Annotated in this window: 15 protein-coding genes; 8 read left to right on the top strand and 7 right to left on the bottom strand. The window is 49.3% G+C overall.

The window, feature by feature from the left end; genetic code table 11:
- Nucleotides 1-22: 22 nt before the first annotated feature.
- Entirely contained in the window at nt 23-967 is a 945-nt protein-coding gene (locus Q0721_RS00880; protein ID WP_299024344.1) for an aldo/keto reductase, read from the top strand.
- 9 nt (nt 968-976) lie between these two features.
- Here the strand turns inward: Q0721_RS00880 and Q0721_RS00875 are convergent, their stop codons facing one another.
- Nucleotides 977-1777 (bottom strand): segregation/condensation protein A, encoded by an 801-nt coding sequence (locus tag Q0721_RS00875; protein WP_299024342.1) that lies wholly within the window; start codon nt 1775-1777, stop codon nt 977-979.
- A 185-nt stretch (nt 1778-1962) separates the two neighbouring features.
- Between Q0721_RS00875 and Q0721_RS00870 the strand changes: the two genes are divergently transcribed.
- The 4 genes from Q0721_RS00870 to Q0721_RS00855 all read left to right on the top strand — a co-directional run bounded on the left by Q0721_RS00870 (nt 1963) and on the right by Q0721_RS00855 (nt 5141).
- The gene (locus tag Q0721_RS00870) at nt 1963-2820 is read left to right on the top strand and encodes a transketolase (protein ID WP_299024340.1); all 858 of its coding nucleotides are present in this window, start codon (nt 1963-1965) and stop codon (nt 2818-2820) included.
- Entirely contained in the window at nt 2817-3833 is a 1017-nt protein-coding gene (locus Q0721_RS00865) for a transketolase C-terminal domain-containing protein (RefSeq protein WP_299024338.1), read from the top strand. The genes Q0721_RS00870 and Q0721_RS00865 overlap by 4 nt, the downstream gene beginning before the upstream one ends.
- A 68-nt stretch (nt 3834-3901) precedes the next feature.
- On the top strand, nt 3902-4585 hold the full coding sequence (locus Q0721_RS00860) for an FGGY family carbohydrate kinase (protein WP_299024336.1): 684 nt from the start codon (nt 3902-3904) through the stop codon (nt 4583-4585).
- Nucleotides 4530-5141 carry a hypothetical protein gene (locus Q0721_RS00855; RefSeq protein WP_299024334.1) on the top strand — a complete coding sequence of 204 codons (612 nt, stop codon included), beginning with the start codon at nt 4530-4532 and terminating at the stop codon, nt 5139-5141. The genes Q0721_RS00860 and Q0721_RS00855 overlap by 56 nt, the downstream gene beginning before the upstream one ends.
- On the opposite strand, the gene Q0721_RS00850 is transcribed toward Q0721_RS00855, so the two are convergent.
- From Q0721_RS00850 to Q0721_RS00825, 6 genes are read right to left on the bottom strand one after another with little or no spacing between them, the layout of a single operon-like run.
- The gene (locus Q0721_RS00850) at nt 5138-5893 is read right to left on the bottom strand and encodes an SDR family oxidoreductase (RefSeq protein ID WP_299024332.1); all 756 of its coding nucleotides are present in this window, start codon (nt 5891-5893) and stop codon (nt 5138-5140) included. The two genes, Q0721_RS00855 and Q0721_RS00850, sit on opposite strands and share 4 nt — an antisense overlap.
- A gap of 22 nt (nt 5894-5915) precedes the next feature.
- Nucleotides 5916-6890, bottom strand: coding sequence for a sugar-binding transcriptional regulator (locus tag Q0721_RS00845; RefSeq protein WP_299024329.1), 975 nt, complete (start codon nt 6888-6890; stop codon nt 5916-5918).
- Complete coding sequence (locus Q0721_RS00840) at nt 6891-7883, bottom strand: ROK family protein (protein ID WP_299024327.1); 993 nt, start codon at nt 7881-7883, stop codon at nt 6891-6893.
- Nucleotides 7884-7914: 31 nt separating this feature from the next.
- Nucleotides 7915-8484, bottom strand: a complete 570-nt coding sequence (locus tag Q0721_RS00835) for a glucose-6-phosphate isomerase family protein (protein WP_299024325.1) — start codon at nt 8482-8484, stop codon at nt 7915-7917.
- A 28-nt stretch (nt 8485-8512) separates the two neighbouring features.
- The gene (locus Q0721_RS00830) at nt 8513-9454 is read right to left on the bottom strand and encodes a hexose kinase (RefSeq protein ID WP_299024323.1); all 942 of its coding nucleotides are present in this window, start codon (nt 9452-9454) and stop codon (nt 8513-8515) included.
- A gap of 24 nt (nt 9455-9478) precedes the next feature.
- Entirely contained in the window at nt 9479-10069 is a 591-nt protein-coding gene (locus Q0721_RS00825; protein ID WP_299024321.1) for a class II aldolase/adducin family protein, read from the bottom strand.
- Nucleotides 10070-10253: 184 nt separating this feature from the next.
- Here Q0721_RS00825 and moaC point away from each other — a divergent pair, with 184 nt between their 5' ends.
- From moaC to Q0721_RS00810, 3 genes are read left to right on the top strand one after another with little or no spacing between them, the layout of a single operon-like run.
- The gene (gene moaC, locus Q0721_RS00820; protein WP_299024319.1) at nt 10254-10736 is read left to right on the top strand and encodes a cyclic pyranopterin monophosphate synthase MoaC; all 483 of its coding nucleotides are present in this window, start codon (nt 10254-10256) and stop codon (nt 10734-10736) included.
- Between the two features lie 22 nt (nt 10737-10758).
- A complete protein-coding gene (moaD, locus tag Q0721_RS00815; RefSeq protein ID WP_299024318.1) occupies nt 10759-11463 on the top strand; it encodes a molybdopterin converting factor subunit 1 in 705 nt (234 codons plus the stop codon).
- A 4-nt stretch (nt 11464-11467) separates the two neighbouring features.
- Complete coding sequence (locus Q0721_RS00810; protein WP_299024316.1) at nt 11468-12571, top strand: pyridoxal-phosphate dependent enzyme; 1104 nt, start codon at nt 11468-11470, stop codon at nt 12569-12571.
- Nucleotides 12572-12573: the final 2 nt, after the last annotated feature.

The following is a 12573-nucleotide window of genomic DNA, read 5'->3' as shown; positions in this document are numbered from 1 at the left end:
CTTTAGTTTGACTGGAGGCAACATGGATAGTAATGTGCAATCTCGGCCTTCTGTTTTTTCGGGCGTAGAGATGGGAGTGGGCACGTGGTCGTGGGGGGATCGTCTGGTGTGGGGGTTTGGGCGTAGCTATCAACGCGAAGATCTTAGAGAGGCCTTCATTTTTTGTGTGAACTCGGGGTTGACCTTTTTTGATACAGCCGAGGTTTACGGGCAGGGGCTCTCTGAAAGCCTTTTGGGAGAGTTTGCGGCTGAACGCGAACAGCCCATTCGTATCGCGACCAAATTCATGCCCTATCCGTGGCGGTTGCGTCGGCAAGATTTATTGCGAGCGTTGCAGCGTAGTTTACGCCGTTTGCGCCGGGAACGGGTGGATCTCTATCAGATCCACTGGCCACTCCCGCCTGTACGGATTGAGGTGTGGATGGAAGGCTTAATAGAGGCAGTCCAAAGGGGATTGGCACTGGCAGTGGGGGTCTCTAACTACAACTACGATCAAATGATGCGGGCCTATGAGGTGTTGACCCGCCATGGCATTCCGCTGGTTTCCAATCAAGTTGAGTATCATCTGCTAAATCGCAGTGTGGAGAGGAATGGTATTCTGCGTGCCTGTCAGGAGCTTGGAATCACACTGATTGCGTATAGTCCATTGGCTATGGGAGCATTAACCGGAAAATATACCCCTGAAAATCCTCCCTCAGGTTTTCGTGGGCGACGCTATAACCGTCAGTACTTAAGGAGAATACAGCCTCTGCTTCAAGCATTACGAGATATAGGTTATGCACGCGGCGGACGCACACCTGCACAGGTGGCACTTAACTGGCTCATTTGCAAGGGAGCATTACCGATTCCTGGCGTTAAAAATCGCGCCCAGGCCGAGCAAAATCTGGGGGCACTGGGCTGGCGACTTTCTGAGGAGGAAGTGGCTCAACTAGATGAGACGAGCGCTCGTGTGGCTCGCTTTGAGTAGGCTGAGGGACTAGTCTTCAAATTCTATTGCCAGGTTTTGCTCGTCTGGGAGCTCACCAGTAGATTCCACCTCAATTTCGGCGAAGAGGGCTGGCTGGTGGGCAATGATCAGGCGTTGTTTGATAAGTTCTAGCATTGCTAAGAAGGTCACCACTACCTCAGTATGGGTTGCCCGGGGGCCCAGGAGGTGGCGAAAGGAAACGCGGGGGATTTGGCGTAGCGTGCGTAGCAGATGGGAAATTTTCTCCCGAATAGTAATACGTGGAAACATCACCACCTTTTCAAGATCTTCAGGAGAGGGCTGACTGGTCAAGATGTTGCGAGCAGCGGCCACTAGTTCTTCAAGAGATAGCCCCTCTAGATGGGGCCTGAGATTGAGATGGTGAAGAGCAAGTGGTCTGTTGCGGGTATAGGTACGTAGGTTTTGCTGTTCGCGCGTCTGCAGGTGCTCGGCCGCTGTTTTGAAACGCTTGTAGCGTTTCAGTTGCACTACTAGATCTTCACCCGTTTCGGTCTCCGTTTCGGGTTGTAGGTTGAGTTCGGAATTAGCGGCCAAGCGAGGGAGTAATGCAGTTGACTTAATTTGAAGCAAGCGCGCAGCGATTACCAGAAAAGCGGAAACTTCTTCTGGATCCCGATTCTCAAGATGTTTAAGGTGCTCAAGGTACTGGTCGGTGACCTGAGCCAATGAAAGGCGAGTAATGTCCAGCTCTGCGCGTTCGATTAGATAAAGTAAGAGGTCGAGTGGTCCTTGAAAGACCTCGGTGACCACCGTATATGCAACACCAGGATGGATAGCAGAGGAGAGCATAACTTTTTGAATTATATAACATTATGAGGGGCGTCCTTTGGCACGGGAATGTGAATAAATATTCAATATAGATTATTTATTCGAGCCCTATTGACGCTAATTCCTCAAATCAGTAAAGTGAGCGCAAGAATAAAAAATGTCTTATGGAATAATTATCCTTACTTTGTTTGGCCATGGGTATCCCAATGTCAGAACTATCCTCTTTGATCCATGACCTAGAATTAAAGTCGGTTCGCTATCGGAAATCTATTCTCTCAATGATTAAGCATGCCAATTCAGGGCATACAGGGGGGAGCCTGTCATGTATTGATATTTTGAATGTGCTTTATAACCATGTGTTAAACGTTGATCCTAACTCCCCTAGTGATCCTGACCGGGATCGTTACATTCATTCCAAGGGTCATTCGGTCGAAGCGTTATACGTTGTGTTGGCTGATCGCGGTTTTTTGCCCGCAGAGGAGATCTACACTTTTGAGCAATATGGGTCACGACTGATTGGGCATCCAACCCGCAAGGTACCAGGAATTGAGCAAAACACAGGTGCGTTAGGACATGGGCTTTCGGTTGCGGTGGGGATGGCCCTAGCAGCGAAAAAGGATCAGCGTAATTATCGAGTCTTCACCTTATTGGGCGATGGGGAATTGACCGAGGGCTCAGTCTGGGAAGCCTGTATGAGTGCTTCACATTATCAACTGGATAATCTAGTTGTTATTGTGGATCGAAATGGTCTGCAAATAACCGGGCCTACCGAAGAGGTCATGCGTTTGGAACCCCTGGAGGAAAAGTTCAGGGCTTTTGGCTTGGCGGTACGTAGCGTTGATGGTAATAGCATTCCCCAATTACTTCAGGTGTTTGAGCAGATACCTTTTGAGAAAGGCAAACCAAGCTTGATCCTGGCGTTTACCGTTAAAGGGAAGGGCGTGAGTTTTATGGAGAGCAACGCATTGTGGCACCATCGGGTACCCAACGATCAGGAATATGAACAGGCCGTCGAAGAGTTAGAGCAGGTGGAAACTCAATTGTCGGGGACCAGATTGCGATGAACACTTTAGAATTAGGCAAGCCCAATCAAGATGTGGTGGCTGAAATCCTATCCAGGGTAGCCCGCCAGGATCCAGATATAGTAGTGGTAACAGGCGATTCGCGCGGTTCTGCTAAAATGACTGGATTTGGAAAAGAGTTTCCCGACAAACTTGTGGAGGTTGGTATAGCTGAGCAAAATCTGGTAGGCATTGCAGCGGGTTTGGCCTCGACCGGTAAGAAAGTGTTTGCCTTTTCACCAGCCTGCTTTCTTACTGCGCGATCTTTGGAGCAGATTAAGAACGACGTGGCATATTCTGATCAACCAGTACGGCTGGTCGGGATTAGTGCTGGGGTATCTTATGGTGCATTGGGTGGCACGCATCACTCATTACACGATCTGGCTGCCTTGCAAGCCATCAATAACATTGATATTGTGGTGCCGGCAGATAATTTTGAGACCGCGCAGGCGATTCTTCAGGCGGTAGATTATGGGCGTCCTATTTATCTGCGCTTCGGCAAACGCCCAGTTTATCATTTACATGGCCCCAGCACTCCTTTCAAAATAGGTAACGCCATCCCCATTCGAGAAGGCAGAGATGTTACGTTCATTGCGATGGGTGAAACCGTTGCTCCTGCTGTGCTCGCCAGTTATCTGCTTGAAGAAAATGGGATTTCTTGCGGCGTAGTAAGCTTCCATACTCTGCGTCCTTTTGACAAGGGAACCTTGTTTGAGGTAGCCGCATCCTCCCGTGCGCTTATCACTGTGGAGGAACATAGCGTTTATGGGGGATTGGGAAGTACCGTTGCAGCAATTCTTATGGAAGCAGGACTTTTTCGCCCGTTTAAACGGGTAGGCATTCCAGATGAATATATAGTGACGGGGAGTCAGGAAGAGATTTTCAATCATTATGGAATCACACCAGGGGGCTTGGCTCAAACGGCACTGGCTCTATTGGAAGCCTCGCACCAAACCTTCCTTTACGTGCCAGAGCGGCTTGATGAACAATTAAGACCAGATGCGCCTTCGGATTAAAGGGAGTTCTTGCTTATGCTCAGTGAGTTTTTCAGACCCAAACTAACCTTGTGTGTGATGGTCAATCTATGAAGGAACCACTCATTCTGGCTATTGATCAGGGAACCACAAACACCAAAGCCGTTTTGGTGAACCAAAGGGGCGAAGTCATAGCACATGCCAGTTACGCCCCCAAAATTTTTTACCCTCAGCCCGACTGGGTTGAACAAGACCCATTGGATCTCTGGGAGACCACATATTGTGCTATCAGTGACTGCGTAAAAAAGGCGCTGGGAGAAATTGTGGCGATTGCCATTACTAACCAGCGCGAGACCACGGTGGCTTGGGATCGAATTAGTGGCAAACCCCTTGGTCCTGCGGTGATTTGGCAATGTCGCCGTTCTTTACCCTTTTGCAACGCCCTTATCGAGGCTGGTCACGAACCGTTTATTCGTGAGCGCACCGGTTTGACCATTGATCCGATGTTCTCTGGCAGTAAGATGCGTTGGTTGCTTGAGAATATCATGGATGGGCAAACTGGGGCTGGTGCGGGAGAAATCTGTCTTGGCACTGTGGATAGTTGGATTTTGTGGAACTTAACAGGGGGAAAAGTGTTTGCATGTGATCACACAAACGCCTCACGGACGCAATTATCCTCCCGGTCTATGATCCGTATGGCCAAATTGGCGATCGTCATTGAAAAATGGATGCAAGACAATGATATTCACGCAACTGCTCTTCAATGTTGGTCTTCGATTAAACTATGGCATTAATGTGTGTACCTTGATGAGCATGATGAGTGAGCACTTAATGCCCTCTGCCTGCGAGACGGATGTGACCGGGGTACTTTCAATGTATGCGCTGCAACTGGCTTCTGGAAATCCTGGTGCACTCGTAGATTGGAACAACAATTATGGGGATGATCCTGAACGATGTATGATTTTCCATTGTGGTAACTGGGCTAAAACTTTCACCCCTGATCTTGAGATTAAAACTGCTCCTATTCTGGGTACTACCCTGGGTGAAGAGAATACATTTGGAGCTTTAAGTGGGCGAGCAAAGAGCGGTCCTTTCACCTTTGCCCGCATCAGTACGGATGATGCAAATGGATGTATCCGAGCCTATGTTGGCGCTGGCGAGTTAACTGATGACCCTTTGGATACTTTTGGGCAACGGGCAGTTGCACATGTTAAGAATTTGCAGACTTTGCTCAAGTATGTCTATAAAAATGGATTTGAACATCATGTGGCTATTACGTTGGGTAATGTGCCGGAGGTCCTGGCTGAGGCCTTTCAAATCTGTACTATATGTCATAGGCGAACTTGTTAGAGGCCTTCAAAAGGAGATCTTTTCCCCTCAAAGGGATTTTGAAAATTGTAGATTGGTAGGTCGGGAACATGGACTTGATCCGGCAAACTCAGCACCCATCGAACGGCTTGGGCGATGACCTCAGGTGGGATCATTTTCTCAACAACCTCAGGGGTTAGATTGGCAGAGACTTCTCGCCACCAGGGAGTATTCGTAGCCGCGGGGGATATCAAGTGAACATGAATATTGTAACGGTGGAGTTCCTCAGAGAGAGCCGCCGTTAATCCTTCTAATCCCCACTTGGCTGCGCAGTAAGCGCTTCGGTTATCTTCTCCAACTTTCCCGGCCCGTGAACCTATATTCACAATGCGTCCATATCCTTGTCGTTTCATCTGAGGGACAACCGCACGGGTGCACAGGAAAGCAGCTTTCAGCGTAGTGTCTAAAGTTTGATCCCAAAAATCCTCTGTGGTGTCTTCTAGGCTAGCAGGTGGACCCCAGAAAGCGGAATTAACAAGAATGTCAATTTGACCAAAATACTCAAGTGTTTCGTTTACCATATGTTCCACGGCGGTTGCATCTCGAATATCGATTGAACGCCAAGCAATGAGAGCACCCTTTGAGGCTGCCTCTTGGGCAACTGTTTCCAGTTTTTGCCTGGAGCGCCCAACTAACATCATCCGCACCCCAGCGTTTGCTAATTCCAGGGCAATGCTGCGCCCTATGCCACCGCTTGCTCCAGTGATAATGGCTACTCTATTTTTTAGTTCCACCGTCTTCCTCCTCCACGATTATTTAGGGTTTGTCCAGCAATAAGCGAGCTAGTGCCTCATCCACAAAAAGGTGGGTAATCAAGCCTGTGCGGAGTGCCGCTGCGACAGCACGCCCTTTTTCAATGCCTCCCGCAGCGGCAATAACATTTTTTGCGCTTTTTAATTGCTCTGCACTGATCCCAATTATGCGGTCCTTAAATTCCTGAGACAATATGCGCCCTTCTTGATCAAAATAATGGGCGCAGATATTTCCTACTGCTTTTTGTCGAATTAGTTCAGATAGGTTTTCATCTCCAATATAGACCACTTGCCCTTCTATTAGGGGGATAGGACCAATTCCTACACAGGCATACGTTAAGCGATTCCAGCGTGAGATGACCTCTTGAGTAGTAATATCTGCCATAAGAGCATCCCGTAGAGCCTTTGATCCTACCAGCAGGGGAACCAAGAGAAAGTAGGGTGTGGCATTGAAGGCTCGTGCAGCCTGTAATACGATTTGGTTGAGCTGGGTGTAACTTCCAGTAGAGCTGCTCTCTCCAAGAAGAGGCACTATTTCGATTTGCCGAGGGCGACTGGGGGCTAGAAGGTTTACCACTTCCATAATTGTCCGTCCCCAATCTAAACCCAAGACATCGCCATCTTGGAGAACACGGTCAAGGTATTGTGCTACGGCATTACCCAATGCACGGCGAGTCAAAATGTTTGAAAGATGAGCGCTGGATACCACTTCTGCATAGCGCAGGTGATAACGTTCTTGCAGTTGAAGGGCAAGATTTTGGAATACGTTTTGAGGGTCACGAATGGTTATTTGGACAATTCCTTGTTCGCGGGCTTTTTTGAGATAGAGCGCGATCAAGGACCGGGAAACATTTAGACGATCCGCGATCTCCTGCTGAGATAGATTTTCTTCATAGTAGAGATGCGCGACCTCGACCAGGGTTGCTAATAAATCTGGACGATTGGCTGATTTCTTGTCCTCTGTTGAGAGCCGTCTCACCTATGCTCCTAATATCTCGCAGATTATCCCACTTCGAGCAAATACGTCGGCAGCGGCCCCGTAAAGGGCAGAATTAACAAAAGTTTCTCGTTCTAGGCGTAAATCACGTCGCGCTTCATCGGACATAAGGTATTTTCGAATATGGTGATCAATACGATCAATTAATTCAGGACAGGCCTGAATTACACCCCCACCTAAAACGATCATTTCCAAATCTAGAGCATTCACTAGCCCCGAGAGGTTAATGGCGATTAGGCGAGCCACTTTTTCAATAATGGCCACGGCAGCAGGATCATTTTGATAGTACGCTTGAATGACAATATGTGTCGTAACTCGACTTCCGTGGCTGAGAGATGCCATCAAAGGACTCTGACCAGCATCAACCGCAGCCTGTCCAGCGCGAGCAATAGCCGGCCCGGCAACAAACGTCTCGAAGCAACCGCGTCCACCACAGCCACACGGGTAACCTTCTTCATCCCAGATAATATGTCCAAATGGCCCAGCAAACCCATGAAAACCGTCGTAGAGTTTCCCGTCTAGAAAAAAGTATCCTCCGTAACCTGTACCTACTGTGCACCAGGCAAAGAAACGAGTGTGTTTTGCCACTCCCCACAAACGCTCTGCCAAGGCGGCTGCCCGTACGTCAGTACCTGCAAACACAGGCAAATTGAATGCTTCTCTGACCATAGCACCGAAAGGCATATGAGACCAATGTAGGTTAGGGGTCAAGACCGCTTCCCCGGTCTGCTTGTTGACATTTCCACATATACTGAGACCAATACCGATAAGCGGTGAGTAATGCTCTTTGGCTTCCTCTATGAATGGGGTAATCAGATTTATCATACGGTTGGGGTCGGCGACTCTTCTTTCGTCAAAGGGAACAGGTATGTTCTGTATTTGACCATACAACGTGCCGTTTGAGTCAAACACCCCAAGAGATATCTTCGTACCCCCTATATCTATTCCAATGCAAAATACTGATTCCTGAGGCATAGAGCCTGCCTTAATGATACTCTGGAATGAATTAACCCTGCTTTACCAATTGGGGCCTGCCGTTCCTGGAAAGCACACGATATGAGAATCCTTTACAGGCGACAATGTCGTAATCGTGACCTGCACTTAAGTGAAAAATGCCAATAAACACGAGTAAGTCATTCCCAGTATTTACTACGCGGTGAGCCCACATAGGGGGGATATGGGTGATAATTCCCGCTTGCCAAGGGATGGCTTGAAAATCTCCCTCTAGGGTGTCTAAAAGCAGGAAACCCTCTCCTTTTACACAATAGTATACCTCGGCTTGGTCATCTCGTTGGTGTTTATGCCCTTTGGTCATATAGTATTCATCGCCAATAGTGCCAGGAAAAATGCGTGTGACGGCTAATGCCATATCAGACTTGGTAGTGGTGAAGGGATAGTAACGTATCTCATAAATTAAAGGATCATCATCTCGAAGAATTTTCTCAACAAGGTGTTGATCTCTGAACATCTTTTTTAGATCACTAAGATGGCGAGGAGTTACTTGAGGGCATGGATCAAAAGTACCGTTCTCGGTGTCAAAATTTAGACTGACCGGATAATCTGTGCTACTGAGCATTGTTAGGCTCTCCTCATGGTACTAGGACTCAGGACAATTGAATTTCGCGGACTTGAACCGAAGGATATATTCTCAATATATCCTCAGAATTGCATTCACCGGTCCTCTCAGTCAATACAGCGGCAGCACCAGTAGCAGCAGCCCATCGCAGTGCTTCAGACCATGGATCACCCAGTGAAAGTCGCCATGCTAACGCTGCTGAAGTGGCATCGCCTGCGCCAGCAGCGTTGATGGCATTCTGTTTAGGGGCGGTGGCTAAAAGGGATTTTTCGGGAGTTATTGCCAATATCCCGTCCTCACCACAGGTAATGACAAGGGAAGGTATCTTCTGTGAAAGTCGAATCTCTATGGCTTGTCTTGCGAGCGTTCCCAAGGAGTCTGCGAAAACCCCAAAGGTTTGACTGAATTCCTGCCAATTCATCTTAAGCACCGTGGGAGAGGCTTGGATAGATTGGAGGGCTGGCTCACCGGGACAATCAATCAATACGGATCTTCCGAACTGCTTGGCTGTGAGGGCTAAGCGAGCATAGAGGTCGGAACTAACCCCCTGGGGCAAGGAGCCAGCCAGGATCACCCAATGTGCTTCACTAAGGTGGCGCTTAAGGCGGTTGATCAGTTCTTCCTGAGCCGATACGGGGACGGTATAACCTCCAACCATAATATGACTATGGCGATGATAGTTTTGTTCCACGATAACCATTGCTAAGCGGGTTTCTCCTTCCACCCATATAAGATCATGGTGGATACCATATTGATCTAAAAGACTAACGAGCGTGCGTCCGTTGTTCCCTGCAACAAAACCTAGGGCTAAGGTTTCAAGGTTTAATCCTCTTAGCGCTACAGAAGTATCAAATCCCTTCCCACCTACGCTTTCCACGCTTTTTATAGCCACCATCCGAGTTCCAGGCATAAACGAATCGATAAAGTAAACTCGATCCAAAGCGGAGTTTGGAGTAACGGTTAGGAACATTAATGGCTACCTCTCTTGGATCATCTAATCCAGCCATTTGCTGGCTAAAATGCACCAGGCGTTCCAATCAATTCGTTCCACAGTGTCAATGGCAGCCCACAAATCCTTGGCAGCCACAATGATACCGTGCTGCGGGATAAGCACAGCCGCTGCGTGCTGTCGAATACGGGCTTCTTTGCCTCGCAGACCCAGCACTATATTATCTGCTAATTCCTGACTGTGGGCAGGTGCTGGTGGTATTACCTCAATGACGCCAAATTTTTGGGTATTTTCCAACACTGGAGGAATGGGGCGAGATACTGTGCAAAAGGGGAGGACGTGAAATGGGTGGGCGTGAATAACCGCTTGAGCCTCGGGGAAGGTTTTGTAGATTAACAAGTGGGCTTTACCTTCTCGTGAGAAAAGGGGTTGTTGTTGCCAGTAGGTAAGATTAAGGGGGCCACTTAAAATATCTTCTGGAGAGAGTTGCCAATGGTGGCGACTTCCGCTGAATTTGGGAGTGATGTAAAGTGTGTTTCCATCACGGGCACTAATATTTCCCCCTGACATATCAGTAAGTTTTCGTTCAAACATCCTCTGCCCAATTTGAGCAATCAGTTCGGGAAGGGAAGCCATAAAAGAACCTCCGTTGGTGCAATTTTTATTTAGAAAATTATAGCATATTGTCAAAAGTTAGTGTCAAAAGTCAAGAAGTACTTTTTGACTTGCTTCATGGGCCCTCTTCTAGGCGTGAATAGGTGTCGTAGGTAGTAAAAGCAAATGCTGAGGCCTCTGTCCCAATTGGGTATAATTAGAGTATATGAGTGAAAAGGCGCTAACCCATCTAGATGAGCAAGGTCGGGCGCATATGGTGGATGTTTCTGCCAAGCCCGAGACGGTGCGGGTTGCTGTCGCGAAGGGCGAGGTCAGACTTAAGCCCGAGACGCTGACTTTGATCCGGCAGGGATTGATGAAGAAAGGCGATGTATTGGCCGTGGCTCAGGTGGCCGGAATCATGGCAGCCAAGCGCACTGCAGAATTAATCCCTTTGTGTCATCCATTGCCCTTGGATCAGGTGGATGTTCACGTGTCTCTTGAAGATGCGCTTCCTGGTGTTATTATCACGGCAACAGCTCGCACAACTGCTAAAACAGGTGTAGAGATGGAAGTGTTAACCGCAGTGGCGGTTAGCGCTTTGACTGTGTATGACATGGTGAAAGCGGTTGAGAAGACAGCGCAAATTACCAATATTCGCCTAGTTGAAAAACACGGTGGACAAAGTGGTGATGTCATCAACGAATAACCCACAGCACGAGGAGATATCCTTGGTCCATATCCGAGTGCTTCTTTTTGCTCATCTGCGCGAGGCAGTAGGGCAGAATCATCTGGCGTTCTCTCTTCCCCAGGGCTCATCCGTGCGGGATCTGAAACAGGTTCTGCAGAATCGTTATCCAGAATTGGGCTCAAGGTTGGACAATATCATCGTGGCGGTGAATCAGGTTTTTGCAGATGATGGGGATCTTCTTGAGGATGGGGCAGAGGTGGCTCTTTTCCCTCCGGTTAGTGGGGGGGCATTGTCCCCCACCATTGTAGCGGTTACAGATGAGGCTTTTGATCTGAATGTGCTGGTGGCTCAGATCGTTCAGCCTAATACGGGCGCTGTCTGTGTGTTTACTGGCATTGTGCGCGGAGAAACGCAACGTGGCAATCCTCATCAGACGGTTGCTCTCGAGTATGAGGCCTATATCCCCATGGCCGAAGCCAAAATGCGTCAGATCGCCGATGAGATCCGCCAGCGCTGGCCGAATGTAGAAGGGATTGCTATGATCCAACGTGTGGGGAGGCTTCAACCCGGTAGCCCAACGGTGGCAATCGCTTGTGCAGCCGCTCATCGGGATATGGGCGTCTTCGAGGCAGCACGTTATGGAATTGATCGTCTCAAAGAGATTGTGCCCGTTTGGAAAAAAGAAATAGGCCCTTTGGGTGAGACTTGGGTCGAAGGGCACTATCACCCGGAGCGGGGGGAGTAAACCCATGGGGCGAGTCATATGCACACAGTGCGGTCAACCCTATCCTGAACAAGGGGTTCCCTATCGGTGTATCCGTTGTGGTGGCATTTACGATTTTGATGCCCCGCCCCTTCTTGATTGGGGCACCCTGCGTAATGATCTCCCTGGCCTGTGGCGATTCTGGATGGCATTAGCCCTGCCTCCAGGGGCGGGGGTGTTTTGGCTAGGTGAGGGGAATACTCCTCTGGTCCCTCAATCCTATCGAGGCCATACGGTTCATCTGAAACTCGAGTCGCTCAATCCGAGCGGTTCGTATAAAGACCGTGGAAGTGCTGTGCTGGTAAGCTGGTTACGTGCGCGCGGAGTGACAGAAGCAGTTGAGGACTCTTCTGGGAATGCTGGGGCCTCTTTTGCGGCTTATGCCGCACGGGCCGGTTTGCGCGCCGTGGTTTATGTGCCAGAAAGTGCTTCAGGGCCCAAGCGCTTGCAGATAGAGCGTTATGGAGCGACTCTCATTCGTGTGCCTGGCCCACGGTCGGCGGCTGCGCAGGCCGTACTGGAGGTTGTTCGGCAAGGTGCTGTTTATGCCAGCCATGCTTATCTGCCTTTTGGTTTGCCTGGCATTGCCACAATTGCTTATGAGGTGTGGGAACAGTTAGGACAACGCATGCCCGGGACAGTTATCGCCCCGGTGGGACATGGAGGGCTTCTGCTGGGTTTAGTGCGGGGATTCCAAGCACTACGGCAAGGGGGGGGAATCCCTCAATTGCCCTATTTTGTGGGGGTTCAAGCAGCAGCATGTGCGCCGGTTGTCGCGGCCTTTGAACAACGAGGGGGCCGAGATATCCGTGATGATGTGGAGGAGCGTCCAACCCTAGCTGAGGGGGTGCGGGTGCGCCAGCCTGTGCGTATGGAGGCTTTGTTCAAGGAGATTGGGCCGGATCAAGGCACTTTTCTGGCGGTTGACGAGGCTGAAATTGAACGTGCTTTTATCACATTATGTCATAGCGGAATCTATGTCGAGCCGACCAGCGCGTTGACCTGGGCAGCGCTGGAGCGCTTAGACGCACAGTTACCGGAGCCCATTGTTCTGATCATGACTGGCTCAGGTTTGAAATACGCATCTTAAGG

Origin of the sequence: uncultured Thermanaerothrix sp., from assembly GCF_938028735.1 — a bacterium.
Taxonomy (GTDB): domain Bacteria; phylum Chloroflexota; class Anaerolineae; order Anaerolineales; family Anaerolineaceae; genus Thermanaerothrix.
This window is presented reverse-complemented; position numbering and strand designations above follow the sequence as displayed.

Coding starts and splice junctions, on each gene's coding strand:
- Q0721_RS00880 (WP_299024344.1), top strand. CDS start 23: ATGGATAGTAATGTGCAATCTCGGCCTTCTGTTTTTTCGGGCGTAGAG.
- Q0721_RS00875 (WP_299024342.1), bottom strand. CDS start 1,777: ATGCTCTCCTCTGCTATCCATCCTGGTGTTGCATATACGGTGGTCACC.
- Q0721_RS00870 (WP_299024340.1), top strand. CDS start 1,963: ATGTCAGAACTATCCTCTTTGATCCATGACCTAGAATTAAAGTCGGTT.
- Q0721_RS00865 (WP_299024338.1), top strand. CDS start 2,817: ATGAACACTTTAGAATTAGGCAAGCCCAATCAAGATGTGGTGGCTGAA.
- Q0721_RS00860 (WP_299024336.1), top strand. CDS start 3,902: ATGAAGGAACCACTCATTCTGGCTATTGATCAGGGAACCACAAACACC.
- Q0721_RS00855 (WP_299024334.1), top strand. CDS start 4,530: ATGATATTCACGCAACTGCTCTTCAATGTTGGTCTTCGATTAAACTAT.
- Q0721_RS00840 (WP_299024327.1), bottom strand. CDS start 7,883: ATGCCTCAGGAATCAGTATTTTGCATTGGAATAGATATAGGGGGTACG.
- Q0721_RS00835 (WP_299024325.1), bottom strand. CDS start 8,484: ATGCTCAGTAGCACAGATTATCCGGTCAGTCTAAATTTTGACACCGAG.
- Q0721_RS00830 (WP_299024323.1), bottom strand. CDS start 9,454: ATGTTCCTAACCGTTACTCCAAACTCCGCTTTGGATCGAGTTTACTTT.
- Q0721_RS00825 (WP_299024321.1), bottom strand. CDS start 10,069: ATGGCTTCCCTTCCCGAACTGATTGCTCAAATTGGGCAGAGGATGTTT.
- moaC (WP_299024319.1), top strand. CDS start 10,254: ATGAGTGAAAAGGCGCTAACCCATCTAGATGAGCAAGGTCGGGCGCAT.
- Q0721_RS00810 (WP_299024316.1), top strand. CDS start 11,468: ATGGGGCGAGTCATATGCACACAGTGCGGTCAACCCTATCCTGAACAA.